This is a genomic window from Pseudomonas sp. JL23 (genome assembly GCF_056933585.1).
Map to the genome: position 1 here is coordinate 1448441 of NZ_CM167795.1, position 26935 is coordinate 1475375.

Genomic DNA, 26935 nt, shown 5'->3' on the forward strand with positions numbered 1-26935 from the left:
CAATTTTTGTGCACCTGCCATCAGGAGATCCCACGAATGCAGATCCAAGGTCATTTCGAGCTGCAATTCGAAGCCGTTCGCGAAGCGTTCGCCGCGCTTTTTGATGACCCTCAAGAGCGCGGGCTGGCGTTGTGCATTCAGATTAGCGGGCAAACCGTCGTCGATCTGTGGGCGGGCACTGCCGACAAGGACGGCGCCGAGGTCTGGCACAGCGATACCATCGCCAACCTGTTCTCGTGCACCAAGACCTTTACCGCCGTGGCTGCCCTGCAGCTGGTCGGCGAGGGCAAGCTGCACCTCGACGAACCGGTCGCCAAGCTATGGCCGGAGTTCGCGACGGCGGGCAAGCAAGGCATCACCCTGCGCCATCTGCTGTGCCATCAGGCCGGTCTGCCAGCTCTGCACGAGACGCTGCCTGCCGAAGCCCTGTATGACTGGAACGCCATGACTGCCGCCCTGGCTGCCGAGACGCCGTGGTGGACGCCGGGTCAGGGCCATGGCTATGCCGCGATTACTTACGGCTGGCTGGTCGGGGAAATGATACGCCGCGCCGATGGCCGTGGGCCGGGGGAGTCGATTGCTGCGCGGATTGCCCGGCCGCTGGACCTGGATTTCCATGTCGGGCTGGCCGATGAAGAGTTTTATCGGGTCGCTCATATCGCTCGCGGCAAGGGCAATGTCGGTGACGAGGCCGCTCAGCGCCTGTTGCAAACCACCCTGCGCGAACCGAACTCCATGACCGCCCGGGCCTTTACCAATCCGCCGTCGATCATGACCAGCACCAACAAGCCTGAATGGCGGCGGATGCAGCAACCGGCCGCCAATGGCCATGGCAATGCCCGCAGCCTTGCTGGTTTTTATACCGGCCTGCTTGAAGGCAGCCTGCTTGAAGCGGATTTGCTCAACGAACTGACCCGCACCCACAGCCAGGGCCATGACCGGACTCTGTTGACCCAGACCCGCTTCGGCCTGGGTTGCATGCTCGATCAGCCGGACGTCGCCAACGCCACCTATGGCCTGGGGCCCAAAGCCTTCGGTCATCCTGGTGCAGGCGGCTCCATCGGCTTTGCCGACCCTGAGCGTGAGGTCGCTTTTGGCTTCGTCACCAACACCCTCGGCCCCTACGTATTGATGGATCCACGGGCGCAAAAGCTGGCGCGGATTCTGGGTGAGTGTTTGCAATAAGTATTCATCATAAGTACTTGTTTCATACCGATTGTCAGTTAATGCCCTGTTACAGGAACCGTGTGACGGTTTCCCTTTCCAAGAGTCTGTTTATGCGTGTTATACGGATTCACTGCCGTTTCCCTGTTTGCTTACCATTTTTTACGGGTCACCCCATGTCACTCAATAAAAGCCTTGCCATCGCCCTTTGCCTCGCCACTGCTGCGGGGTGTGCGCAAACTCCTCAGAAGGACGTCGCCGACGACAGCAGCCACAGCTGGTGGTCGTTTGGCAGCTCCGACACCAAGCCTGCCACGGCCCAGCAAGTCGCCACATCGGCAGACAAGGCTGATGCGGCGGACGTGAAGCACTGGTACTGGCCGTTTGGTTCGGACGGCGCCGCTGCCAAGGCCGAAACTCCGGCTCAGCCGACTGTTGCCGCCAAGCCCTCTGCGCCAGCGGTGGCCAAGGCCGACAGCGACACTAAGTGGTGGTGGCCATTTGGTAGCGACGCCGCCAAGCAGGCCGATCAGCCCAAGGCCACGGCAGTGGTCATCGACCCCAAGGTGACCAAGGCCTGGCTCGATGACTACGAACCGCGTCTGCGGGTAGCGATCAAGGACAGTCCCTTCGAACTCGAGCGCCGTGAAGACTTGCTGGTAATCACCGCTCCCATCGACAGCTCCTTCAACCCGAACCGTCCGGCCTTGTTGCTACCGGTAACTCTGGGCCCGATTACTCGTCTGGCCAAGCTGGTCGAAGGCGATCCGAAAACTGCAGTATTGGTTCTGGGCCACGGCGATGCCGTCGGCGGCGCCGACCTCAATCAGCAGATCAGCCAGCAGCGTGCCCAGTCCGTGGCGGCGATCTTCCGCCTTAGCGGCCTGGAGCGTAACCGCTTGAGTCTGCGCGGTATGGGCTCGGCAATGCCTCGTGCGGCCAACGACAGTGTCCAGGGCCGTGCGCTGAACCGTCGCATTGAGATATTCATGACGCCGCAGAACACTATGTCGGTGCTGATGGCCAAGTACGAGATTCCCCAGGCTCCAACCCTGGCCGCAGTACAAAGCACCCAGGCCGCGCCTGCCGCAGTTGCTCCGGCGGCCGCCAAGCCTGCGGTAAAAGCACCGGCCAAGGCTGCGACCGACAAGAAAGCCGCACCGTCCACCGCCAAGGCGCCTGCAACCAAGAAGGCTGCGCCGACCAAGAAAGCCGCGCCAGCCAAGGCTGCTCCTGCCAAGGCGGCAAAGAAGACGACCGGCGATCAGGCCAGCAGCAACTGACCACGGATACTTTTAACGAAGGATAGGACGTCATGACCCAACCCCTGGCCGATATGCGCCGTGATTATGCTCGCGACGGTCTGGCCGAAGCCCAGGCTCCCGATGAGCCTTTCGCGCTGTTTCATCGTTGGTTCGCCGAAGCGGTGCAAACCGAGCAAAAGCCGGTGGAAGCCAACGCCATGACGTTGGCCACGGTCGACCGGGACGGGCGCCCGCACTGCCGGGTGCTACTGCTCAAGGGGCTGGATGCGCAGGGTTTTACGTTTTTCACCAACTACGACAGCGCCAAGGGTGAACAACTGATTGCCAATCCTTTCGCTGCCATGACGTTCTTCTGGCCGACGCTGGAACGTCAGGTGCGTATCGAAGGGCGGGTGGTCAAGGTGTCGCCTGAAGAGTCGGATGCCTACTATCAGGTCCGCCCGCTGGGCAGTCGCCTCGGCGCCTGGGCCTCGCCCCAGAGCCAGGTGATTACCGATCGCGAAGAGCTGGAAAACCTGCTCAAGGACACCCAGGCCCGTTTCAGCGACAGCCAGCCACACTGCCCGGAACACTGGGGTGGCTACCGTCTGTTGCCAGAACGTATCGAGTTCTGGCAAGGCCGCCCGAGCCGCCTGCATGACCGTTTGAACTATCGTTTACAGGGCGACAGTTGGCTGCGTGAGCGCCTTGCCCCGTAACCGCTGTCCTGTGGCTGAATAAACATTAATTAAAGATAGAGGGGCGTGACAGGGTCCGGGACGCGGAGTCTAATGGAGGTCTGTTCACCCTGGAGGTATCTATATGCGCAAGTCTGCTTTGCTGGCTGCTTCATTCGCTGCAATGGTGATGACACTCAGCGGCTGTACTTCGAGTCTGACCGGCGATTCGTATTCCCGCGATGAAGCGCGAGCTGTGCAAACCGTTCGCTTGGGCACTATCGAGTCGTTGCGCCCAGTGAAGATCGAAGGCACCAAGACGCCAATCGGTGCCGGTGCCGGTGCGATTGTCGGCGGTGTCGGCGGCAGCGCCATTGGCGGTGGTCGTGGCAGTATCGTCATGGCGGTAGTCGGCGCAGTGGCCGGCGGCCTGTTGGGTTCGATGACTGAAGAAGGTCTGACCCGTACCCAGGGCGTCGAGATCACGGTGCGTGAAGACGATGGCAGCATGCGTGCCTATGTGCAGCAAGTTCAGGAAAACGAGATTTTCCGGGTCGGCGAGCGCGTACGTATCATGAGCCTCAACGGTACCAGCCGCGTCACTCATTGAGTGTTGGCCAGTCAATAAAAAATCCCGGTCGAGAGGCCGGGATTTTTTTGCGCGTTTTCTGTAGGAACTGATCAACCACTCTTGCGGCTAAAAAACGCCATCACGGCATAACCGATGAACGCCGACAGAATCGACCCCGTCAAAATTCCCATGCGGTCTTCCCCTGCAAATTCGCTGACACCCGGCACATAAGCCAGGGAGCCGACGAACAGGCTCATGGTGAAACCAATACCGCAAAGGATGGCAACACCAAACACTTGCCCCCAGCCTGCACCAATCGGCAGTGTGGCTATGCGACATTTAACGGCCAGCCAGGTCAGGCCAAAGACCCCGACGGTCTTGCCTAGCAACAGGCCCAAGGCGATCCCGAAGGGTACCGGGTGGATAAAGTTATCCAGAGTCACGCCCTTGAGTGACACCCCGGCATTGGCAAACGCAAACAGCGGCAGGATGCCGTAGGCCACCCAGGGGTGCAGGGAGTGCTCCAGGGTGTGTGCCGGTGAGGCTTCCTCGTTACGGGTGCGCAGGGGAATGCAGAACGCCAGGATTACGCCGGCTAGGGTCGCGTGTACACCGCTCTTGAGCACGCAGACCCACAGCACCAGGCCAATCAGTAGATATGGCGCCAGCTTGACCACGCCCAGGCGATTCATGGCGATCAGGGCGATGATCGAGGCGCCAGCCAGTGCCAGTGCCAGGCCCGACAGATCGCTGGAATAGAACACCGCGATAACGATGATCGCCCCCAGGTCGTCAATGATCGCAAGGGTCATCAGGAACAGTTTTAGCGACACCGGCACACGCTTGCCGAGCAGGGCCAACACGCCTAGGGCGAAGGCAATGTCGGTAGCCATGGGAATTGCCCAGCCGGTCATGGCCGACGGGCTGTCGTGGTTCAGTGCGGTAAATACCAGGGCTGGAATCACCATGCCGCCGATGGCCGCCGCGCCCGGCAGGATGATCTGCGAGAGCTTCGACAGATGGCCTTCCAGGACTTCGCGCTTGACCTCAAGACCGATGATCAGGAAGAACAGGGCCATCAGGCCATCGTTGATCCACAGCAACAGCGGCTTGGCGATTTTCACCGCGCCGAACTGGGCCACCACCGGAATTTCCAGAAAGGCGTTGTACCAGCCGGACAGTGGTGAGTTATTGATGATCAGAGCCAGGACGGCAGCGGCGATCAGCAGCAGGCCACTGGCGGCCTCGAGCTGGAAAAAACGGGTGAACGTGCTACGCAGAGGCAAGATGTGCGCTCCATATTCATGCAAAAGGTCGGACACCCTAACCTGTGAATCAGGTTTATAAAACAAAAGTTATATTCTTTTTTGTTCTAAGTAGGCGGGCGGACTTGTCCGGGAGGCGTGTCTGTCAGCTATGTAACTTGATATTGCAAGAATTGTCCTTTTTTATTGTAGGACGTTTCTTTTTTTCTCGAAAAATAAAGGGCTAAAGGCGGGGGATCATTGCGATTCACCCGCCTTCGACGCTTCGGTTTCAGCCTTCTATGCCCAACATGCTGCGTGCCAGCGCTTCAGCAATGCGAATGCCGTCGACCCCGGCGGACAGAATCCCGCCGGCATAACCGGCGCCTTCGCCGGCCGGGAACAGGCCCTTGACGTTAAGGCTCTGCATATCGGCACCGCGGGTGATACGCAGCGGCGAGGAGGTGCGGGTTTCGATGCCGGTCAGCACGGCGTCGTGCAGGTCGAAGCCCTTGATCTGCTTGCCGAACGCAGGCAAGGCTTCGCGCAGGGCTTCGATGGCGTAGGAGGGCAGGGCGTCGGCCAGGTCCACCAGTTTCACACCAGGCTTGTAGGACGGTTCGACGCTGCCCAAGGCAGGCGATACCTTGCCCGCAATGAAATCGCCAACGAGCTGTGCCGGCGCTTCGTAGGTGCTACCGCCGAGCAGGTAGGCATGGGACTCCAGACGCTCCTGCAATTCGATCCCGGCCAGCGGGCCGCCCGGATAGTCTTGCGGGGTAATGCCGACGACGATGCCGGAGTTGGCATTACGCTCGTTACGCGAATACTGGCTCATGCCATTGGTGACGACGCGGTTGACCTCGGAAGTCGCCGCGACCACCGTGCCGCCGGGGCACATGCAGAAGCTGTAGACCGAGCGACCGTTTTTGGCGTGATGGACCAGTTTGTAGTCGGCTGCGCCAAGCTTCGGGTGCCCGGCGTATTTGCCCAGACGCGCCTGGTCGATCAGCGATTGCGGGTGTTCGATACGGAAACCCACCGAGAACGGCTTGGCCTCCATGTAAACGCCATGGCTGTGCAGCATGCGGAAGGTGTCACGGGCGCTATGGCCCAAAGCCATGATTACGTGGCGGGACTCGATGCGTTCACCGCTGTCCAACACCACGCCAAGCATCTGGCCGTCTTCGATCTGCACGTCGGTAACCCGTTGCTCGAAGCGCACTTCACCGCCCAAGGCAATGATCTGCTCGCGCATGTCCGCTACCACGCCGGTCAGGCGGAAGGTGCCGATATGCGGTTTGCTGACGTAGAGGATCTCTTGCGGCGCACCGGCCTTGACGAATTCGTGCAGGACTTTGCGGCCGTGGAATTGCGGATCCTTGATCTGGCTGTAGAGCTTGCCGTCGGAGAAGGTCCCGGCACCGCCTTCGCCGAACTGCACGTTGGATTCCGGGTTGAGCACGTTTTTGCGCCACAGGCCCCAGGTGTCCTTGGTGCGCTGGCGAACTTCCTTGCCGCGCTCGAGGATGATCGGCTTGAAGCCCATCTGGGCCAGCAACAGGCCGGCGAAAATGCCGCAGGGACCGAAGCCCACGACCAGCGGGCGTTCGCTAAGGTCTGCAGGTGCATGGCCGACGACTTTGTAGGAAGTGTCCGGTGCCGGCCCGACATTGCGATCGTTGTCCAGGCGCTTCAGCACCGCAGCTTCGTCGCGCACCGTGAAATCGATGGTGTAGATGAAGCACAGCTCGGAGGACTTCTTGCGCGCGTCGTAGCTGCGCTTGAACAGGGTGAAGTCCAGCAGGTCGGCGCTGTCGATCCCCAGGCGTTGCACGAGGGCAGGGCGCAGATCTTCGTCCGGATGATCGATCGGCAGCTTGAGTTCGGTGATTCGTAACATGAAGGGTGTCCAGGTTTCAGGCCGCAGGTGAAGCCTGACAGCACTACGAGAACCGGCGATTATAAGGGTCTTGGGCCGGGCAAGCCATGATCAGGATTGCCGCGTGCTGCAAGCGGCCCTGCCATTGGCCGGACCGCTCGAAAGACACTGCGCTCAATCGTTGCGCATGCCACCGTAATAGCCGCAACCACGCATGACCTGGCTGTTGATGCGCAACTCGGCGGTCAGGTGCTGTACCGATCCGTCGGCGCTATCGACGCAACGCTGCGGCGCGACCCATAACTCGATGCGTTGCTCGTTGGCTTCGCTGCTGACGCTGAAGCGGCCTTCAGGCAGTTGCTCTTCAACGTAAGGCAGGGCCAGGGGTGCTTTGCCCGGACGCTCCAGGACCATGCCCTTGTTACTGACGCTGATGGTCCACTTAGGCGCATTGCCATTGACGTGCAGGGTCAGGAATTTGAAATTCGGGTCGGCGCAGGCGGCCGGGTCGGCACGCTCCACGCGATACAGCTGATAGAGACTCAACTGGCCATCAGTGCCGGCGGCCTTGCTGGCGGTGAAGTTGCCGCGCAGGTCGGCGAACAGAGTGTTCTGGCTGTTGGCCAGGCTCGCGCCTTCCTGCAGTACACCCGTATTGCCGCTGTCTTCCACCACATAGCGGCGCTGCTCACCGCAAGGCTGGAAGATCAGTTTGCCACCTTCACCGCTCAACGCGCCTTGCATGCGCAGCATGCCGGCTTTGGAAACGGTCGGGGTATCGGAAGAGGATGAACTGGCCAGCATCTGGCAGCCGGCGAACAGCGGCAGCAGGGCGAACAACAGGACGGAACGGGCAGCAAACATGTGGCGGTCTCCAGACAAGTGCCGCCACGTTACTCAGGCTGTCGTGGCATCACAAGGGGTAAACCGGGATTGTGGCGCGGTGTGGGGCTGTAGGACCGGCTGAGGCCGGTCCTGCGAAGGGCGGTTAACCAACGCGATAGGTCTGGCCCGTCTGTAGCCCTTCGACACTCTTGGCGTAGGCCAGAGCGACTTCCGCCGCAGGCACAGGCTTGAATCCACGGAAATACGGCGCGTAACTGTCCATGGCTTCGACCAGTACGGTCGGGCTGATGGAGTTGATGCGCAGGCCTCGTGGCAGTTCGATAGCCGCCGCGCGAACAAAGGCGTCAATAGCCCCGTTGACCAGGCTGGCCGAGGTCCCAGTGCGTATTGGGTCGTGGGCCAGTACACCGGTGGTGAAGGTGAACGAGGCGCCGTCGTTGGCAAACTCGCGACCGATCAGCAGCAGATTGACCTGGCCCATCAGTTTGTCCTGCAAGCCGAGGTCGAAGTCAGTGCTGTTCATTTCGCCCAGAGCCTTGAAGGTCACGCTGCCAGCCGCGCAGACCAGGGCGTCGAATTTGCCGGTCTGCTCGAACAGTTGTCGGATCGACTCAGGCTTGCTGATATCTACATGCAGATCGCCGCTGGTACGGCCGATGCGCACCACTTCATGACGTTTGGCTAGTTCTTCGGCCACTGCTGAACCGACGGTGCCGCTGGCGCCAATCAATAGAATCTTCATGTTGTGCTCCTGTGCAAAGAAAGAACGTGGGAGGAGTTTAGGCGGCTTTTTTATCGTCGATAAAGGTGCTAATAGATAACCTTTGGTTCACCATAGGAAACAATCCATGAGCGAGATCGAGGACCTGGCAGCCTTTGCAGTGCTGATCGAGTCCGGCAGTTTCACTGCTGCTGCGGCCCGGCTGGGATGCAGCAAGGGCAGCCTGTCCAAGCGCATCAGTCATCTGGAGCAGATTTATTCGGTGTTGCTGCTGCACCGCAGTACCCGCAGCCTGAACCTGACTGCAGCGGGCGCGGCGTTGCTGCCGCAAGCGCAGTCATTGCTGGCCAACCTTGAGCGGGCGCGGGATATCGTTGCCCTGATGCGTGATGAGATGGTCGGGCAGGTGCGTCTGACGGTGCCGGTCTCGTTGGGCGAAACCTTCTTCGATGGCCTGTTGAGTGAGTTCGCTGAGGAATATCCGCAAGTCAGTATCGAACTGGAGTTGAGCAACAATTTCCATGATCTGCGCCGTGATGGGTTCGACATGGCCATCCGCTCTCATGTGGCCAGTGATGAGCGCCTGGTATCGCGGCCATTGCTGGCGATGCAGGAACTGACGTGTGCCAGCACGGCCTATCTGGATGCCCATGGCTGGCCGCAGACGCCACAGGACCTGGTCGGCCATCGTTGCCTGCTCAACAGCCATTACAGCGGCCGTCATCAATGGCTTTACCATCAGCAACACGAGCTGACCCGGGTGCAGGTCAGTGGCACGTTTGCCAGTAATCACTATGGTTTGCTGAAGAAGGCGGCACTGGTTGGCGCCGGTATTGCGCGTCTGCCGTCCTATATGGTCCACCGCGAAATCAACGATGGGCGCCTGCACTGGTTGCTGCGCGACTATCACACCAGTGTCACGCCGCTGTTCCTGGTACACCCTTACGAAAACGAACTGCCCAAGCGTATGCAGGTATTGATCGACTATCTGTGTCGATGGTTTGAGCGCAGCGGCGCAGCGCTCGAGAGACTCGAAAATTCAGGCAAAAAAAACGGCCCGTAGGCCGTTTTTCCACTGACGCCATCAAGGCGCCATTCCCCCCTACGCTTCAACCGCCCAGATAGGCGTCGCGTACTTTCGGGTCCACCAACAGTTCTTCCCCGGTGCCTTGCATGACCACGCGACCGTTTTCCAGGACGTAGGCGCGATCGGCGATTTTCAGGGCCTGATTGGCGTTTTGCTCTACAAGGAACACCGTCACTCCATCACGACGCAGCTGTTCGACAATCTCGAAGATCTGCTGAATGATGATCGGCGCCAAGCCCAGCGAGGGCTCGTCCAGCAGCAACAGCTTGGGCTTGCTCATCAGCGCCCTGCCAATGGCAAGCATCTGCTGTTCGCCGCCGGACATCGTACCGCCGCGTTGCGTGAAGCGTTCCTTGAGGCGAGGGAACAGTTGCAGGACTTTGTCCATTTGTTCCTGATAATCACCCTTTTCCGTGAAAAAACCACCCATTGCCAGGTTTTCTTCCACGGTCAGGCGAGCGAACACCCGGCGGCCTTCCGGCACAACTGCGATGCTCTTGCGCATGATCACTGACGATTCCTGCCCCACGAGCTCTTCGCCCATGTAGCGAATGCTGCCGCTGTGCGCCCTTGGCGAACCACAGAGGGTCATCAGCAGGGTCGACTTGCCAGCGCCGTTGGCACCGATCAGGGTGACGATCTCACCCTGGCGGACATCAACGTTGACGCTGTGCAGCGCCTGGATCTTGCCATAGAAGGTGGAAACGTTTTCGAACTGCAGCATTTACGCTTCCCCCAAGTAGGCTTTGATCACTTCAGGATTGTCACGGATCTGTTCCGGCGTGCCGTCGGCCAGGGGGGTGCCCTGGTTGATCACGACGATATGGTCGGAAATGCTCATGACCAGTTTCATATCGTGCTCGATCAGCAGAACGGTCGCGTTGTGCTCGTTGCGCAACACGCCGATCAGCGCCTTGAGGTCCTCGGTTTCCCGTGGGTTCAAGCCGGCTGCCGGTTCGTCGAGCATGAGGATGCGCGGGCGCGTCATCATGCAGCGGGCGATTTCCAGGCGGCGTTGCTGACCGTAGGCCAGGGTGCCGGCCGGACGGTTGGCGAACTCCTTGAGGTTGACCGCTTCGAGCCAGTGCTCGGCGTAGTCCATGGCCTCGCGCTCGCTGCGACGAAACGCCGGAGTCTTGAACAGACCCGCCAGGAAGTTGGTGTTCAGGTGCCGGTGCTGGGCGACCAGCAGGTTTTCCACGGCGGTCATTTCTTTGAACAGACGCACGTTCTGGAATGTCCGGACCACGCCTTTACGGGCAATTTCGTGCCCGGCCAGGCCCTGGATCGGTTCTCCGTCGAGCAGGATGGTGCCCGCCGTCGGCTTGTAGAAACCGGTGAGGCAGTTGAATACGGTGGTCTTGCCGGCGCCGTTGGGGCCGATCATCGACACAACCTGTTTCTCGTTGACGGTCAGACCGACACCGTTGACGGCCAGCAGGCCGCCGAAGCGCATGCTCAAGCCCGAGGCTTGCAGAAGTGGGCGGCTCATTTGCGCAGCTCCATGTGGGGGCGTTGCATAGGCAGCAGACCTTGAGGACGCCAGATCATCATCAGCACCATCAGGGCGCCGAACATCAACATGCGGTATTCACTGAAATCACGCATCAATTCAGGCAGCAGGATCATCACCACGGCAGCCAGGATGACGCCCAGTTGCGAGCCCATGCCACCCAGCACGACGATGGCGAGGATGATCGCCGACTCGATGAAGGTGAAGGATTCCGGTGTCACCAGGCCCTGGCGGGCGGCGAAGAAGCTACCGGCGAAACCGGCGAATGCAGCACCCAGGGTGAAGGCCGACAGCTTGATCACGGTCGGATTCAGGCCCAGGGCACGGCAGGCGATTTCGTCCTCGCGCAGCGCTTCCCAGGCTCGGCCGATTGGCATGCGCAGCAGGCGATTGATTACGAACAGCGCGGCCAGAGCCAGCAGCAGGGCGACCAGGTAAAGGAAGATCACCTTGTTGATCGAGTTGTATTCGAGACCGAAGAACTCGTGGAAGGTACGCATCCCTTCGGCAGCCTTGCGCTCGAACGACAGGCCGAACAGGGTCGGTTTCTCGATGTTGCTGATGCCGTTGGGGCCACCGGTGAGGTCGGTCATGTTACGCAGCAGCAGGCGGATGATTTCACCGAAACCCAGGGTCACGATGGCCAGGTAGTCACCACGCAGGCGCAGCACCGGGAAGCCCAGCAGGAAGCCGAACAGCGCCGCCATCAGACCGGCGATGGGCAGGCAGATCCAGAAACCCAGGCCATAGTAGTGCGAGAGCAGGGCGTAGCTGTAGGCGCCAACGGCATAGAAGCCGACATAACCCAGGTCCAGCAGGCCCGCCAGGCCGACCACGATGTTCAGGCCCAGGCCGAGCATCACGTAGATCAGTACCAGGGTAGCGATATCGACCGCACCACGGGAGCCGAAGAACGGCCAGACCAGGGCGACCATGACCAGTGCCAGGATGATCCAGCGCTGAGTGCTCGGCAGGGTCAGGAAGTTGCTGGCCTTGGCCGGAATCAGCGGGCCGCTGCTTTTGTTGCGCCACAGGCCGCTGATTTCATCGTGGAACAGCACGCGAATGAACATCGCGGCCGCACAGGCGAAGATGATGCTCATGGTCGTCTGGCTGGCACCGAGAACAGCCAGTTTGACGCCGACGATCTCAAGCTTCAGGCCGAAGATCGGGTACGCCACGGCCAGCACCAGCAGGGCGCTGAAAAACGCCGATTTGAGTTTCTTGGTCATACTTTTTCAACCTCCGGGCGGCCAAGCAGGCCGGTCGGCCGGAACAACAACACTAATACGAGCAGGCCAAACGAGACCACGTCCTTGTACTGGTCGCCGAACACGTCGGCGCCGAAAGCTTCGGCTACACCCAGTACCAGACCGCCAAGCATCGCCCCCGGAATACTGCCGATACCGCCCAATACTGCGGCGGTGAAGGCTTTGATGCCGACGAGGAAGCCGGCGTTGGGGTTGATGACTCCGTATTGCATGCTCAGCAATACGGCCGCCACGGCAGCCAGGGCAGCGCCGATGACGAAGGTCAGGGCAATGATGTTGTTGGTGTTGATCCCCAGCAGGTTGGCCATCTTGATGTCTTCGGCACAGGCGCGACAGGCGCGGCCCAGGCGGGAGCGGGAGATGAACCAGGTCAGGCCGAGCATGGCGACCAGGGTAACGATGAAGATCAGGATCTGCATGTAGGAGATCACCACTTCATGGGTACTGCCTGGGCCGAACACGAAGTTGCCGGGAATCAGGTTGGGAATCGACTTGTCCTTGGAGTCCTGCGCCAGCAAGACGCTGTTCTGCAGGAATATCGACATGCCGATGGCAGAAATCAGGGGGATCAGACGGTTGCTGCCCCGCAGCGGACGGTAGGCCACACGTTCGATGGCATAACCGTAGGCGCTGGTCACCACGATACTGGCGACAAAAGCAGCGGTAATCAGTAGCGGCAGATTATCGAGGCCCATCATGCTCAGCCCCGCCAGGGCGATGAACGCCACGTAGGAACCGATCATGTACACCTCGCCGTGGGCGAAGTTGATCATGCCGATGATGCCGTAGACCATGGTGTAGCCAATGGCGATCAAGGCATAGGTACTGCCGATGGTCAATCCGTTAACCAGTTGTTGGAAAAAGTGATAGATGTCTATCTCGGGCATTACAGCGCTCCTAAAAACCTGCTCGGTGTTTCACTGGTGAAGTCGTTTCTGCTCGCGTGCCGTGATCTGTGTCCACGTTTGACACGAGCCCAGTGAATCACTGGTAACGGTTTCAAGATGTTCAAAGGCTCATGGATTCTTGTGAAACCCGCCAGCCTCGTAAAACAAAGCCCACTGCGGTTGCAGTGGGCTCTGGGTTAAACGCGAGGCGTGTGATTACTTCACAGGCGCTTCAGTCTTGGTGCCATCTTTGTGCCAGGTGTAGACCACGAACTTGAAGTTCTTCAGGTCACCCTTTTCATCAAAGGACAAGTCGCCGGTTGGCGTCTTGAAGGTGTTGGCGCGCAGGTATTCAGCGACTTTCTTCGGATCTTCGCTTTTGCTGCCCTTGATGGAGTCGGCAATCACTTCAACCGCGGCGTAGGAAGGGAACACGAACGGACCGCTCGGATCTTCTTTCTTCGCTTTGAAAGCTTCTACCAGGGCCTTGTTGGCCGGATCCTGGTCGAACGAGGCTGGCAGGGTTACCAGCAGGCCTTCGGAAGCGTCCTGGGCAATCTGCGAGATGGAAGCGTTACCCACGCCTTCCGGACCCATGAAGCCAGCTTTCAGGCCTTTTTCCTGGGCTTGACGCAGGATCAGGCCCAGCTCCGGGTGGTAGCCGCCGTAGTAAACGAAGTCAACGTTGGCTTGCTTCATTTTCGCGATCAGCGAGGAGAAGTCCTTGTCGCCGGCGTTGATGCCTTCGAACAGGGCGACTTTCACGCCGTCTTTTTCCAGAGTCTGTTTAACGGCAGTGGCGATACCTTCACCGTACTGCTGTTTGTCGTGGATAACCGCGACGACTTTAGGCTTGACCTGTTTGGCAATGTAGTTGCCGGCAGCCGGGCCCTGAGCGCTGTCCAGACCGATGGTGCGGAACACCAGCTTGTAGCCACGCGCGGTGATTTCCGGGCTGGTGGCAGCCGGGGTCATCATCAGGATGCCTTCGTCTTCGTAGATGTCGGACGCTGGCTGGGTGGAGCTGGAGCACAGGTGGCCGATCACGAACTTGACGCCGTCGTTGACGACTTTGTTGGCGATGGCGACTGCTTGTTTAGGATCGCAGGCATCGTCGTATTCAACGGCTTCGAGTTTCTTGCCATCCACGCCGCCTTTGGCGTTGATTTGCTCGATGGCCATTTTCGCGCCGCTGAACTGCATGTCGCCGTACTGGGCAACTGCGCCGGTCTTAGGGCCGGCGATGCCGATCTTGATGGTGTCTGCTGCGAACGAATGGCTGGCAACCCCCGCCAGAACCAGTGCGGCAAACAACTTGGAAATCTGCTTAGAACCCTTAGTCATGATGCTCCACTCTTGCGTTGTAGTTTTTATAATCCTGACGGCCAAAAAGCTGCAGGACCGGATTGAGTAATCCAGGCTTGTCCCCACCTGCAACTGTACCGGCACAGTTTAGAGTGCCGATCCAGCGCTTGGAAAGCTGGCTGCGGGGGGCAAACCTATCGATGTCGCTTAATTGAAAGAAAGTTACAGAATCAAGTCGATCGATCGGTGAACTCAGTCCTCAAATCTCCCTGCCTGTCTGAACTTCCCTGCAATCATTCAGGTGAATCTGGGTTTGTCTGAAGAAAACGCGGCGCTATCATTGCGCCGATTTTCTTTTTGGTGAAACCCATGACTGAAGAACCTAGCACCCTCTATGCCAAACTGCTCGGTGAGACCGCCTCCATCACCTGGACAGAATTGCAACCATTCTTTGCCAAGGGTGCCCTGTTGTGGGTCGACGCCTCCCTGGATCTGGTCGCCGTAGCGCACGCCATCGCGCAAAACGAGGCGGATAAGGTCGCTGCGTGGATGGCCAGTGGTGAGGTCGGCAAGGTGGCTGAGTCGAGGGCTGTGGACCTGCTGGAGCGCAATCCGCCGCTCTGGGCAGTAGTAGTGGCACCTTGGGTGTTGGTCCAGGATAGGGCGAAGGGTTGAAAGATTGCTCTTTTTTGGTGCTTTATGGCCGATAGAGTGAGTAGGCCGGTAACTGTCGGTTGTCTGTCGTAGAGAAAAACCCCATACCCAAGCGTGATCTGGTTATGACTGTGGGACCGGTTTTAACCGGGAAAGCGTTGGCAAGGCCAAAGATCTTTCCCGGCTAAAGCGCGGTCCCACAAGAGCCATTCGCAAGAAGCGCGATCAATACGCCGTCTTACCCGTGTGGTTATTGAGCGAAATGACCCGGGTCTTGCCGATGCGGTGGCGATAGATCTCGCGCAGGTACTTCACCGCCTTCTTCACGCTGTCGCGGGAAATGCGGATATCGTTGATCGAGACGAACTTGGATTTGTCTTCAATCAGCTCGCGATACTTCTTCTCATACATCGGTTTGATCGCATACCAGTTGGTATCGAGGATCTTGGCCGGGTTCTCGTATTCGTTAAGCAACTCGTCAACGCGACCTTCGTCGAACTCGTCGCTGACGATGAAGTCCAGGATCGCATTGTCCAGAGTGTCGTCGAAGCGGAACTCATTGCGGGCAAAGCAGCGCTTGATAAAGGCCACGATCAACGTCAGGAAATCGTCCGACAGGCACGGGCTCTTGGCGATCAGGGTGGTCAGCGACAGGTTGGCCGAGGCGCCGATTACCAGTGCGTAACGCTTGAGCGTGGTGTTGGGGAACAGGCTGTTGAGATGGGTCTTGAGCCGGTTCAGGTCCATGTAGGACAGCTTGTAGTCCTTGGGCAGCGAGACGATGGAGACCACCGACGAGCAGTTCTTGAAGAAGTGCAGGTCGTGCAGGGCCGCCGCGTCGTAGCCGGAGGTCTTGTACTGATCCAGGGCGGCGCGGTAGCGCTTGGACTCGATCGGCAGCAGGCTGATGCCTTCGATGGCCTGGGTGACCTTGTTGAAGTGCGGCAGGTCGATGGAGCGGAAGAACAGGTCGTCGATATTCAGGCGCGGCGGCTCTTTCTCGAACACCTTGAACTTGTCCGAACCCGGCACTGGTTGCTCCGGAACCACGGATTCTGCGTAGGCACAGGCTACCGGTCCGGCCAGGCTCATGAACAGGTCGTTGGCATCCAGGCGAATGGTTTCGCCAATGTCGATGCCGGCACGCCGGAAGTAGTTCTGATCGTAGTCAGTGGTGACTGCCTGGGCGGTCAGAATGTTGAAGATCTGCTGCGAGATGTACTGGTTGGCGTGACGCTCCATGGCGTTGACGTCGATATTCTCGATACCGCTGTCATCGCTCTGTTCGGCGTAACGCATGATGTCGTTGGAGATCAGCATCATGGCGTTCCATGGGCGGATACGGCCCATGACGCTGGCTTCGCTGCTGTCCTCGTTTTCGAAGTTGTAGGAGAAGTCCCATTCTTCAGCCAGATACTTGCAGAGCAAGCGACCGGCGTTGATGTGCAGGGCTTCCGACATTTCGCTGCGATGGTCGGAAATATTCGGCAGCACGCAAATGCCGCTGGTGAAGATCGGTTCGAAAACAAACGAGCGACCGCGCTTGCTGTCGTTCTCGCTGGCCGGCTTGGTGTCGAACGTTTTGTTCATGTACGAGTATTGCTGGGCCAGGCCGAACTCCGAGGCCATGCCCGAACCGGTACCACCACCGGCGCTGAAAATGTAGAAGTACAGGCGCGACTGGTTGGCCTTGATGCCACAGGAGTCGATCAGGTACGAGTGGATCAGCTTCCAGTCGGCGCTGGAGAAGTTCTGGGTGTCCTTGTTGAGGATGATCTTGGCCAGGTACTGGCCCAGGATCGGCGCGTTACCCGCGCCCCCGGCATGCACCTCGGACAGGTCCATGATCTTCATTTTGCTGTAGTCGTTGATGAACCCGCTTTTCTCACCCTTGCGTGAGAAGCGGATGCGCCCGGCAATGTCCTTGTCCAGGTCGCCCAGCATCACCAGGGGCTCGACCAGGAACACCGGCTTGGCGGCCTTGCTCTGTACCAGGCGCAGGTTGTTGCGAATCCAGTTGGCCGGGCTGTAGCTCTTGTCGGCGGCCAGGCGGTCTTCGTTGTTGAACTGATTCAGGTAGAACTTGCGCGCGTTGTACACCAGTTCGGCGACGTCCAACGCAATGTTCGAGCCGCAACGGCCGAGGCCGATCAGGCATACCGAAGGGAATTGCTGGTCACGGCGCATCTGGTCGTCTTCGATGTGCGCCGGCGACGGTGGGAACACGATATCGCGCAGGCCATCAAGGTTATCGAGGATGCGGTCTGTATCGGTCTCGGTGAAGTACATGTAAGGCTGGGCCGGGATGTACTGCTGCATGGGAAGGGGTTGCGCACGATAGTAGGCTTGCGGGGCCACGGCCTTTTCTGTCGTGACGCCGACCTGGGTTTCGGAGGCCGAATCAGCTGCTGTGTTTTTATTGGTCATCGTGCGCCATATACCTGGAAGGATGGCGGTTCCAGTGCATGTCACCGCGCCATCACAGAAAAAGAAATTACGACTTTACAGTGCGCTTTTTGCTTGGGCGATAGGGCTTTGCCCTAGTCATGACTAAGGCTTTTTCCCCTTTGTCGGTTGAAGGATCGGCCCGGTGCCGACAATCTTTAATCTTTTACCCGATGAATGGTGTGCTTGCGATTTGACCAAGGGGAAGAAACATGATTTACGTCACTGTTTTCGTCGGCTGACGCCTCTTGCGGCAGTGTTTCGACGATGGCCGGTTTGCGTTGGTTGAGCTCCTGCACCAGGGGGCGCAACTGCTCCAGCGGCATGGGTTTGCTGAACAGATAGCCTTGCACGTAATCGCAGCCGTAGCGGCTGAGGAAGTCCAGTTGTGCCGGGCTTTCCACCCCTTCGGTAACGACTTTGAGGTGCAGGGTGTGAGCCATGACGATGATCGCCTGGACGATCTCCATGTCCTGGGGTGATTGCGGAATGTCGATGATGAACGAGCGGTCGATCTTCACCGTGTCCAGGGGCAGGCGCTTGAGATAGGCCAGGGATGAGTAGCCGGTGCCGAAGTCGTCAATGGACAGCGATACGCCCAGAGCACGAATCCGTTTCAACAGCTGGATGGTGTTGCTGATATTGCCCATCAGGGCGTTTTCGGTCACCTCCAGTTCCAGGCGTCGTGGCAGCACGCCATTGCGACGCAAAGCGTCCTCGATCTCATTATGCAGTTCTTCCCGGGCCAGGTTGAGGGCCGAGCAGTTGACGGCGATGATCAGGTGGTCGAAGCCGGGGCTGCGCAACTCGCTCAGATCCCTGCAGGCGCGTTGCAGTACCCAACTGTCCAGGTCGGCGATCAGGCCGTTGGCTTCGGCGATACCGATGAAGCGCTCGGGCGTCAGCAGGCCGTGTTGCGGATGTTGCCAGCGCACCAGCGCTTCAAGCTTGGCCACCTGGCCGGTGCGCAGGTCAACGATGGGCTGGTAATACACTTGCAGCTCGCTTTCTTCGCGCAAGGCGCTGCGCAGTTCCTCCTCCAGCAACAGTTCCAGGCTGGCCTTGGTCCGCAGGTTAGGGCTGAAGAAGTTGAACCGATTGCGCCCGTGGCCCTTGGACTGATACAGCGCCAGGTCGGCGTTTTTCAGCAGTTCGTCGCAGGTTTTGCCATCACGGGGGAACACGCTGATGCCGATGCTGGTGGTCATGACCATGCGCCGTCCGGCCAGCTCAATGGGCTCCTTGGTCTTTTGCAGAATGCGCTCGGCCAGGTGTCGGGCTTCTTCATGGTGATCGGGCAGGCTGATCAGGATGCAGAACTCGTCGCCGCCAAAACGCGAGACCACGTCCTGAATGCGCGTGGCGCAGCGAATGCGCTCGGCCACCACCTTGAGCAGCTCGTCACCGGCATCGTGGCCGAGGCTGTCGTTGATGCGCTTGAAGTGGTCAATGTCGAGGAACATCACCGCCAGCATGCCGCCCTCATGGGCATGCTCCATCAGTCGTTCGGCAAACAACTGGTTGAAGCCGCGGCGGTTGATCAGATTGGTCAACGGGTCGAAATGGGCGACCTGCTGCAAGGACATGCGTGCCTGATCGAGCTGGCTAAGCAGCGCGTTGACCCGCCGCAGATCGTGTTCCTTGCCTTGCAGCTTCTTGTCGGCGATGGCAGCGCTGATGGTCGCGGCGATCAGCAACAGGGCGATCAGCGCCAGGGTTACGCTGATCTGCAGGTTGCGCTCGGGGTTGTCGGGCAGCAGGACTGCATCGATTGGCACGGTGAGATTGCGCGACCAGTTACCCAGCAGGTTGGCACCGATAATTTCCGCGCTGAGCAGCAAACTGGCGGCGAACTTGAGTAGTTGGTGGATCAGATTGCTGCCGTCGCTGAGATAGCGCGCCAGTAGAATGATCAACAGCCCGGTGCCAACGGCAATGGCTACCGACAGGCCGAACAGATGCGGCTCGAAATAAGCCACGGCCACGGATTGCTGACCCAGCAGTCCGGCGTAGTGCATGGCGCTGAGGCTCACCCCTATGGCCACTGCGTAAGCCAGGTATTGCCAGGGCCTGAGGATCTCCCTGCCCAAGGCCTGCATGCTCAACAAGCCGGCGAATAACGCCAAAAGCATGGACACCAGGGTGCTGGGAATATCAAAGCCCATTTTCAGCGGCACATGCAGCGCGCGCATGCTGATGACGTGCACGGTCCACACACCACCGGCCAGGCACAAGGCACCGAAACCGCCCCAACGATCCCGCGAGCGGGGTTTTTCGATATGTTTCAGGCGTTCAGCGATATCCAGCGTTGCGTAGCTTGTGGCGCAGGCGACCAGAAAGGCCAGGGTGACCAGCAGTGGGTCGTGTTGGGCGGATAATAGTGAACTATCTGCCGCGAGCCCGGCAAAAAAATGGAAACCGAGCCACTCCATAGCGCCCCCACTTGTTCAATACCAGGGTGCCTCAGTCTCCTGACTGATGGCGATGTGCTGGAGTATAGGAGCAGAACAGGCCACGCCAGGCCTTATGGCCCATTGCATCCAACGATTTTGGAATGTCAGCCAAACTGTTTATTCCCATGCCGCCTATACCGCACTGTCCTATTTATTGCCCGACCTGATACCTGCTCCATGGCTTTACGAATGTTTACAGACAATCCGGCCAGAGGCTCCTAGGCTGCGCAACAACAATAAAAAAGAGAGCCTTGCCATGCCCAGTCCTATCGCGGGTCAAGCAAATCAGGCAGACAACGCCTGGCGCGTGCTGTTTCTGTTGTTTCTCGCCAATCTGTTCAACTTCTTCGACCGCACCATCCCGGCCATCATCATTGAGCCGATTCGCATGGAGTGGCACCTCAGCGATTTTCAGCTCGGCATCATCGGCACGGCCTTTACTCTGGTGTATGCCATCGCCGGGTTGCCGCTTGGGCGTATCGCCGACAACGGTTCCCGCCGCGCCCTGATGGGCTGGGGCCTGGCGATATGGAGCGGGCTGACGGCGATCAACGGCTTGATGACCAGCTTTTGGAGCTTCCTCATCGTGCGCATGGGCGTGGGTGTCGGTGAAGCCAGCTATGCACCCGCAGCCAACTCGCTGATCGGCGATCTGTTCCCGGCGCACAAGCGTTCCCGGGCCATGGGCATCTTTATGCTCGGCTTGCCGCTGGGCCTGCTGCTGGCCTATTTCACCATTGGCGCCATGGTCAAGGCGTTCGACAGCTGGCGTGCGCCGTTCTTTATTGCGGCGGTGCCGGGCCTGGTGCTGGCGGTGTTCATGTTCTTCATTCGCGAGCCCAAGCGTGGTGCGGCGGAGAGCGTGCAGATGTCGGTGGAGAAGATCGACCGGCCGATCCGCAAAGTGCTGTCGGTGCCGACTTTTGGCTGGCTGGTGCTGGCCGGCCTGGCTTTCAACTTCGCCACCTATGCAACCAACTCGTTCATGGTGCCGATGTTGCAACGCTACTTTCAGCTGTCGTTGCAGAACGCGGCCATGTCTACGGGGCTGATTGTCGGGGTGACCGGGCTCGTCGGCCTGACCCTGGGCGGCTGGGTCGCGGACAAGGTGCATCAGCGCTGGGCCAACGGCCGTCTGCTGCTAGCCGCGTTCAGCATGCTCATCGCCACCCTGACCACCGGCTATGCCCTGCATGCCGGGCGTATCGAAATCGGCATATTCGTCGGCGTGTTCAGCATCGGCTGGCTGTTCTCCTACAACTTCTACACCTGCGTCTATACCGCCATTCAGGACGTGGTACAGCCGCGCCTGCGGGCCACGGCCATGGCGCTGTTCTTTGCCGGGCTGTATCTGTTGGGTGGTGGATTGGGGCCAGTGGTGGTCGGCTTACTGTCGGATCACTTCGCCCATGCGGCGATGGCGGCTGCCGGTGCCGAGCAGATGACCGAGGCGTTCAAGGCGGTGGGCCTGCACGACGCCATGTACCTGATTCCGGTGGCGATATTTCTGTGTCTGCTGTTTCTGCTTCAGGCTTCGCGGTGTTTCAGTCGCGATGCCGAGCGGATGAAGGCGGGGATGGTGGCGGATGCGCCGGTTGCTGTGGACGCAGCAGGCGTTGTGTTGGCGGGGGATTAACCGAGCTCTGTGGGACCGGCTTTAGCCGGGAAGAGGCCGGTACAGTCGATATATATTTATCGCTTGTACTGGCCCTTTCCCGGCTAAAGCCGGTCCCACAGGGTTGATCACAGTTTCAGTCAGCCTGCGACCAACACGCGAATCGCTTCCAGGCGCAACGCGGCTTTTTCCAGCATGGCCAGGCCTTGCTCGCGTTGGCTGCGCAGGGCGCTCAGCTCGCTGTCACGCACAGTCGGGTTGACCGCTTGCAAGGCGGTCAGGCGCGCCAGTTCTTCTTCGGTATCGGCGGCCAGGCGACGTTGCGCTTCGGCCACGCGCTCGGCATGCTTGGGCGCGATTTTGGCTTCGCCGGCGTTGATCTTCGGCGTCAGCACATCACGCTGGGCCTGGATGAACTTGTTGGCGCTGGCCCGTGGCACGCTTTCCAGCTGATCGTTCAAGGTCGCGAACGAGACCCGGGACGACAGGTCGTTGCCATTGGCGTCGAGCAGGCAACGCAGGGCCGCCGGTGGCAGGTAGCGACCCAGTTGCAGGGCGCGCGGGGCAACCACTTCGCTGACGTAGAGCAGTTCCAGTAGCACGGTGCCGGGCTTGAGCGCCTTGTTCTTGATCAGCGCCACGGCGGTGTTGCCCATGGAGCCGGACAGCACCAGATCCATGCCGCCCTGGACCATCGGGTGCTCCCAGGTGATGAACTGCATGTCTTCGCGGGTCAGAGCCTGGTTGCGGTCGTAGGTGATGGTCACGCCTTCGTCGTCGCCCAGAGGGAAACTGGCGTCGAGCATCTTCTCGCTCGGCTTGAGGATCAGGGCGTTTTCCGAATGGTCTTCGCTGTCGATGCCGAAGGCGTCGAACAGGGTTTCCATGTAGATCGGCAGGGTGAACTGATCGTCCTGCTCAAGAATCGCCTCGACCAGGGCTTCGCCTTCCCCGGCACCACCGGAATTGAGTTCCAGCAGGCGGTCGCGACCGGTGTGCAGTTCGCTTTCCAGACGCTCGCGCTCGCTGCGGGCTTCTTCGACCAGGGCTTGCCAGTCGTCGTCATCGCCATCTTCAAGCAGCGGCAGCAGGCGCGGGCCGAACTGATGCTGCAGGGCGTTGCCGGTCGGGCAGGTATTAAGGAAGGCGTTCAGCGCCTGGTGGTACCACTGGAACAGACGCTCTTGCGGGCTGGTTTCCAGGTACGGTACATGCAGTTCGATGATGTGCTTCTGACCGATCCGGTCCAGACGGCCGATGCGCTGCTCGAGCAGGTCCGGGTGCGCCGGCAGGTCGAACAGCACCAGATGGTGCGAGAACTGGAAGTTGCGACCTTCACTGCCGATTTCCGAGCAGATCAGCACCTGGGCGCCGAACTCTTCGTCGGCGAAGTAGGCGGCGGCGCGGTCACGCTCGAGGATGTTCATGCCTTCATGGAACACCGTGGCCGGGATGCCGGAGCGCACGCGCAGGGCGTCTTCCAGGTCCATGGCGGTTTCGGCGTGGGCACAGATCACCAGGACCTTGACCCGCTTGAGCATCTTCAGCGTGTCGATCAGCCAGTCGACGCGTGGGTCGAAGCGCCACCAGCGCTGGTCTTCCTCGACATCGGGCTGAGCCTGGAAGCTGACTTCCGGATACAGGTCGGCATGTTCGCCTACCGGCAACTCGAGGTATTCGGCAGGGCAGGGCAGCGGGTACGGATGCAGCTTGCGCTCCGGGAAACCCTGCACTGCGGCGCGGGTGTTGCGGAACAGCACGCGACCGGTGCCGTGGCGGTCGAGCAGCTCGCGAATCAGGCGCGGGCCGGCCTCCTTGTCGCCATCATTGATCGCGGTGAGCAGGGCTTCGCCCTCGCTGCCGAGGAAGCTTTGAATGGTCTTGTGTGCCTTGGGCGACAGGCGACCCTGATCCAGCAGTTCCTGCACGGCTTCGGCCACCGGGCGATAGTTCTCGCTCTCGGCGCGGAAAGCCTTCAGGTCGTGGAAACGATTGGGGTCAAGCAGGCGCAGACGAGCAAAATGGCTGTCCTGGCCCAGTTGTTCAGGGGTTGCGGTCAGCAGCAGCACGCCGGGGATGACCTCGGCAAGCTGTTCGACCAGGGCGTATTCCGGGCTGACCTGATCTTCATGCCAGACCAGGTGATGAGCCTCGTCCACGACCAACAGGTCCCAACCCGCAGCAAACAGCGCGTCCTGGGCCTTCTCGTCGTCGACCAGCCATTCCAGCGCAACCAGTGCAAGCTGGGTGTCTTCGAACGGGTTGCTGGCATCGCTCTCGATAAAGCGCTCGGCGTCGAACAAAGCCACCTGCAGGTTGAAGCGCCGACGCATTTCCACCAGCCACTGATGCTGCAGGTTCTCCGGAACCAGGATCAGTACGCGATTGGCGCGGCCTGACAGCAGTTGGCGATGGATCACCAGGCCGGCTTCAATGGTCTTGCCCAGACCCACTTCGTCGGCCAGCAGGACCCGTGGCGCGATGCGGTCAGCGACTTCACGGGCAATGTGCAACTGGTGGGCGATGGGTTGGGCGCGCACGCCACCCAGGCCCCACAGCGACGATTGCAGCTGGCGGCTGGTGTGTTCCAGGGTGTTGTAGCGCAGCGAGAACCAGGCCAGGGGGTCGATCTGCCCGGCGAACAGGCGATCAGTGGCCAGACGGAACTGGATGAAGTTCGACAGTTGCGTCTCCGGCAGGGTCACCGGCTGGTTTTGCGCGTTGAGGCCGTGATAGACCAGCAGACCGTCGACATCGTCGACTTCGCGCACGGTCATCTTCCAGTTCTCGAAGTGCGTGATCACATCGCCCGGCGAGAAACGCACCCGCGTCAGCGGCGCGTTGCGCAGCGCGTACTGGCGCGTGTCGCCAGTGGCCGGATAGAGCACGGTCAACAAGCGGCCGTCCTGTGCCAGAACGGTGCCCAAACCCAGCTCGGCTTCGCTGTCACTAATCCAGCGTTGCCCCGGTTGATACTGCTGCGCCATGCTGCCTGTCTCCGCCTTAAAAAGCCGACTATGTTAACGGATGCAGCCCTCCAGGCCAAAGGCGCATTGAGAAAAACCGTGCATTCGTCGGCGCGCGCCGACAATTGGGCCGCTTCAGGGCACTTGTTGGTTAAAACATAGTCGGATCTTTCTAACTAACGGCCTCAAGTCGGCAAATTATTGGCCGACAGCTACTCAATAGGAGATCGAAATCATGTTGCAACCGACGCTTCCGTTGAGTGCGGTGCCCATTACCTCGCAACTGGACCCCGCCCGACAAGTACCCGAGATCCCTCCGGTCGCCCCGGTGCAGCCCAGCTCGGCCGAGGTGACCATCGACCTGCGCAAGGACGAAGCCGAGCGCGAGGCGCTGTATCTCTATGAGGAACAGCAACGCCAGCAGAGACAGAAACAGCAGGAAGAAAACGGCGAGCCTGTGGTTGAGCACTTGGCATTGCCGGGGCACTCGCTGAACGCCGATAACACCGTGCCCGTGGTGCCGCTGATCGATAACGAGCCGCGCCAGGGGATGTGGGTGGATGTCGAGGTTTGAATTCCTCTGGATTGGTATTTTCCTGTGGGACCGGCTTTAGCCGGGAATGCGCCTTCCCGGCTAAAGCCGGTCCCACCTATAAACAACGCATTCAGCCGCGCAGCACCCGCACCAACTCAGCAATCTCCTCTTCTGTATTCAAATAACTCACCGACACCCTGGCAATAGACGCCAGCCCCCGCGTCTGCATGTCTAGCGGCGTATAAGCCACGCCATTGGCGCCGATATTGATGCCGTGCCCGGCGAGGCGCTCCTTGAGGGCGTTGGCGTCCCGGCCTTGCAGGTTCAGGGCGATCAGGCCTGATTGCTGGCCGGGCTCGCCAAGATCGTGCAGGGTCAGGCCGTCAATCTGCGCCAGTTGCTCGCGGGCGACGGCGGCCAGGTGCGCGATGCGCTGGCGGATGCGCGGGATACCCAGGTGCAGAGCCTCACCCAAGGCATTATCAAGCCCGGCCATCAGTGCCAGGGATACCTCGCTGGTCTCGAAGCGCCGGGCATCACTGCGCGGGTGGAAGTGCTCGCCGTTCTGCGGTGCCGACAGTACATCGAGAAACGGCGGTTGCAGGCGCTCGATAAAACCCTCGCGGATATACAGCAGCGCGGTGCCCCGTGGCCCGCGCAGATACTTGCGGCAGGCACCCTTGAGCACATCGCAGTTCAGTGCCTGGACATCAACCTCGATCTGCCCCAGCGCTTGCCCTGCATCGATGAAATAGGCAATGCCGTGACGCCGCGCAACCGCACCGATGGCCGCCGCCGGGTTGATCAGGCCACCGTTGGCGGGCAGCCAGGTCAGGGAGATCAGCCGCACCCGCTCGTCGATCATCGCTTCCAGAGCATCCATCGAGACCGCGCCTGATGCATCGCACGGAATCACCTCGACACTCGCGCCCGCCGCCACCGCTTGGGCCATGCAGGCCAGGTTGCCGCCCCATTCCTGCCGTCCGACCAGAATGCGATCACCCGCGCACCACGGCGCTAAACCGGCAAAGGCCATGCCCCATGCCGCCGAGCCGCTGCTAATGAATGCCACTGAGGCAGTGGCCGCATTGATCAGTTGCGCCGCGCGTTGCCGGGCGCTTTCCTGTAGCGCTGCGCCCTGAGCTGCGGCCTCCATCGGCCCGCTCAGGGCTTCGCGCTGCAATTGGCCGATGATTGCATCGAGAGTGGTCTGGCTGGGCAAGGACCCGCCGGAGTGGTTGAAGTGAATGACCCGCGCGCAACCGGGCGTGGCGGTGCGCAGGCTGCGGACTTCCTCCTCGCTGATGCTGCTCATGGCCGCAACTCAAAGACCGCGTCCACTTCCACGGCCACACCCTGGGGCAGGGCGGCGACACCGACTGCGGTGCGCACATGGCGGCCAGCTTCGCCGAGGGCATTGACCAACAGGTTAGAGGCGCCGTTGGCGACTACGCCCTGACGCTGGAAGTCAGGCATGCAGGCGACGAATACGCCCAGGCGGACGATGCGCAGCAGTTTCGACAAGTCATCATCGATAGCGTCGGCCAGATGCGCGAGCAGGCCCAGTGCCGCCAGTTCTGCAGCGGCAATGCCATCTTCTTCGCTGACCGATTCGCCCAGGCGGCCCTGATAGGCGGGCGCGCCGTCGAGCATGGGAATCTGCCCGGAGATATACAGCATGTTCTGGCTGCGCACGGTGCTGACGTAATTGGCGACCGGACTGCTTGGCGCGGGCAGTTGCAGGTCGAGGTGTTGCAGGCGTGCGGACAGACGGGTCATGACAGGGCGCTCCAATGAGGGGTAGGCCCACAATGGAAGGCCGCTGTCGGGACGACAAACGGATAGATTTCAGCCG

22 protein-coding genes are annotated in these 26935 nt (G+C 60.1%); 8 read left to right on the plus strand and 14 right to left on the minus strand.

What is annotated here, in order from left to right; all coding sequences use genetic code 11:
- Nucleotides 1-36 precede the first annotated feature (36 nt).
- The 4 genes from AC1Z24_RS06765 (at nucleotide 37) to AC1Z24_RS06780 (ending at nucleotide 3695) form a co-directional block, all read left to right on the plus strand.
- Nucleotides 37-1185, plus strand: coding sequence for a serine hydrolase domain-containing protein (locus AC1Z24_RS06765; RefSeq protein WP_483745025.1), 1149 nt, complete (start codon nucleotides 37-39; stop codon nucleotides 1183-1185).
- 155 nt (nucleotides 1186-1340) lie between these two features.
- On the plus strand, nucleotides 1341-2447 hold the full coding sequence (locus AC1Z24_RS06770) for an OmpA family protein (protein WP_483745026.1): 1107 nt from the start codon (nucleotides 1341-1343) through the stop codon (nucleotides 2445-2447).
- Between the two features lie 32 nt (nucleotides 2448-2479).
- Nucleotides 2480-3127, plus strand: coding sequence for a pyridoxamine 5'-phosphate oxidase (pdxH, locus tag AC1Z24_RS06775; protein WP_483745027.1), 648 nt, complete (start codon nucleotides 2480-2482; stop codon nucleotides 3125-3127).
- Between the two features lie 103 nt (nucleotides 3128-3230).
- Nucleotides 3231-3695 (plus strand): outer membrane lipoprotein, encoded by a 465-nt coding sequence (locus tag AC1Z24_RS06780; protein WP_483745028.1) that lies wholly within the window; start codon nucleotides 3231-3233, stop codon nucleotides 3693-3695.
- Nucleotides 3696-3766: 71 nt separating this feature from the next.
- On the opposite strand, the gene nhaA is transcribed toward AC1Z24_RS06780, so the two are convergent.
- The 4 genes from nhaA to AC1Z24_RS06800 all read right to left on the minus strand — a co-directional run bounded on the left by nhaA (nucleotide 3767) and on the right by AC1Z24_RS06800 (nucleotide 8370).
- Entirely contained in the window at nucleotides 3767-4942 is a 1176-nt protein-coding gene (nhaA, locus tag AC1Z24_RS06785) for a Na+/H+ antiporter NhaA (protein WP_483745029.1), read from the minus strand.
- A gap of 250 nt (nucleotides 4943-5192) precedes the next feature.
- A complete protein-coding gene (locus AC1Z24_RS06790) occupies nucleotides 5193-6803 on the minus strand; it encodes an NAD(P)/FAD-dependent oxidoreductase (RefSeq protein ID WP_483745030.1) in 1611 nt (536 codons plus the stop codon).
- Nucleotides 6804-6956: 153 nt separating this feature from the next.
- Nucleotides 6957-7646, minus strand: a complete 690-nt coding sequence (locus AC1Z24_RS06795) for a COG3650 family protein (protein WP_483745031.1) — start codon at nucleotides 7644-7646, stop codon at nucleotides 6957-6959.
- Nucleotides 7647-7770: 124 nt separating this feature from the next.
- A complete protein-coding gene (locus tag AC1Z24_RS06800) occupies nucleotides 7771-8370 on the minus strand; it encodes a short chain dehydrogenase (RefSeq protein ID WP_483745032.1) in 600 nt (199 codons plus the stop codon).
- A 106-nt stretch (nucleotides 8371-8476) separates the two neighbouring features.
- On the opposite strand from AC1Z24_RS06800, the gene AC1Z24_RS06805 reads away from it, so the two are divergent.
- Nucleotides 8477-9412: a LysR family transcriptional regulator gene (locus tag AC1Z24_RS06805; protein ID WP_483745033.1), complete on the plus strand. Its 936-nt coding sequence runs from the start codon at nucleotides 8477-8479 to the stop codon at nucleotides 9410-9412.
- A gap of 46 nt (nucleotides 9413-9458) precedes the next feature.
- Here AC1Z24_RS06805 and AC1Z24_RS06810 read toward each other — a convergent pair whose 3' ends face one another.
- The 5 genes from AC1Z24_RS06810 to AC1Z24_RS06830 all read right to left on the minus strand — a co-directional run bounded on the left by AC1Z24_RS06810 (nucleotide 9459) and on the right by AC1Z24_RS06830 (nucleotide 14451).
- On the minus strand, nucleotides 9459-10160 hold the full coding sequence (locus tag AC1Z24_RS06810; protein ID WP_259098998.1) for an ABC transporter ATP-binding protein: 702 nt from the start codon (nucleotides 10158-10160) through the stop codon (nucleotides 9459-9461).
- On the minus strand, nucleotides 10161-10928 hold the full coding sequence (livG, locus tag AC1Z24_RS06815) for a high-affinity branched-chain amino acid ABC transporter ATP-binding protein LivG (RefSeq protein ID WP_483745034.1): 768 nt from the start codon (nucleotides 10926-10928) through the stop codon (nucleotides 10161-10163).
- Entirely contained in the window at nucleotides 10925-12181 is a 1257-nt protein-coding gene (locus AC1Z24_RS06820) for a high-affinity branched-chain amino acid ABC transporter permease LivM (RefSeq protein WP_259099001.1), read from the minus strand. Before AC1Z24_RS06820 ends, livG begins: the two co-directional genes overlap by 4 nt.
- The gene (livH, locus tag AC1Z24_RS06825) at nucleotides 12178-13107 is read right to left on the minus strand and encodes a high-affinity branched-chain amino acid ABC transporter permease LivH (RefSeq protein WP_259099002.1); all 930 of its coding nucleotides are present in this window, start codon (nucleotides 13105-13107) and stop codon (nucleotides 12178-12180) included. Before livH ends, AC1Z24_RS06820 begins: the two co-directional genes overlap by 4 nt.
- Nucleotides 13108-13323: 216 nt before the next feature.
- Nucleotides 13324-14451: a branched-chain amino acid ABC transporter substrate-binding protein gene (locus AC1Z24_RS06830; protein WP_259099004.1), complete on the minus strand. Its 1128-nt coding sequence runs from the start codon at nucleotides 14449-14451 to the stop codon at nucleotides 13324-13326.
- A gap of 330 nt (nucleotides 14452-14781) precedes the next feature.
- On the opposite strand from AC1Z24_RS06830, the gene AC1Z24_RS06835 reads away from it, so the two are divergent.
- A complete protein-coding gene (locus tag AC1Z24_RS06835) occupies nucleotides 14782-15087 on the plus strand; it encodes a DUF2288 domain-containing protein (protein WP_483745035.1) in 306 nt (101 codons plus the stop codon).
- A gap of 204 nt (nucleotides 15088-15291) precedes the next feature.
- On the opposite strand, the gene AC1Z24_RS06840 is transcribed toward AC1Z24_RS06835, so the two are convergent.
- Both AC1Z24_RS06840 and AC1Z24_RS06845 read right to left on the minus strand, forming a co-directional pair.
- Entirely contained in the window at nucleotides 15292-17385 is a 2094-nt protein-coding gene (locus tag AC1Z24_RS06840) for a hypothetical protein (RefSeq protein ID WP_483746551.1), read from the minus strand.
- 284 nt (nucleotides 17386-17669) lie between these two features.
- Nucleotides 17670-19943 (minus strand): putative bifunctional diguanylate cyclase/phosphodiesterase, encoded by a 2274-nt coding sequence (locus AC1Z24_RS06845; RefSeq protein WP_483745036.1) that lies wholly within the window; start codon nucleotides 19941-19943, stop codon nucleotides 17670-17672.
- Between the two features lie 277 nt (nucleotides 19944-20220).
- On the opposite strand from AC1Z24_RS06845, the gene AC1Z24_RS06850 reads away from it, so the two are divergent.
- The gene (locus AC1Z24_RS06850; RefSeq protein ID WP_483745037.1) at nucleotides 20221-21600 is read left to right on the plus strand and encodes a spinster family MFS transporter; all 1380 of its coding nucleotides are present in this window, start codon (nucleotides 20221-20223) and stop codon (nucleotides 21598-21600) included.
- A 119-nt stretch (nucleotides 21601-21719) separates the two neighbouring features.
- Here the strand turns inward: AC1Z24_RS06850 and rapA are convergent, their stop codons facing one another.
- Nucleotides 21720-24566, minus strand: coding sequence for an RNA polymerase-associated protein RapA (gene rapA / locus AC1Z24_RS06855; protein WP_483745038.1), 2847 nt, complete (start codon nucleotides 24564-24566; stop codon nucleotides 21720-21722).
- Between the two features lie 214 nt (nucleotides 24567-24780).
- On the opposite strand from rapA, the gene AC1Z24_RS06860 reads away from it, so the two are divergent.
- A complete protein-coding gene (locus AC1Z24_RS06860; RefSeq protein WP_259099017.1) occupies nucleotides 24781-25119 on the plus strand; it encodes an aspartate-semialdehyde dehydrogenase in 339 nt (112 codons plus the stop codon).
- Between the two features lie 91 nt (nucleotides 25120-25210).
- Here the strand turns inward: AC1Z24_RS06860 and AC1Z24_RS06865 are convergent, their stop codons facing one another.
- Both AC1Z24_RS06865 and AC1Z24_RS06870 read right to left on the minus strand, forming a co-directional pair.
- Complete coding sequence (locus tag AC1Z24_RS06865) at nucleotides 25211-26395, minus strand: aminotransferase class V-fold PLP-dependent enzyme (protein WP_483745039.1); 1185 nt, start codon at nucleotides 26393-26395, stop codon at nucleotides 25211-25213.
- Complete coding sequence (locus AC1Z24_RS06870) at nucleotides 26392-26859, minus strand: RidA family protein (protein ID WP_483745040.1); 468 nt, start codon at nucleotides 26857-26859, stop codon at nucleotides 26392-26394. The genes AC1Z24_RS06865 and AC1Z24_RS06870 overlap by 4 nt, the downstream gene beginning before the upstream one ends.
- Between the last annotated feature and the right edge of the window lie 76 nt (nucleotides 26860-26935).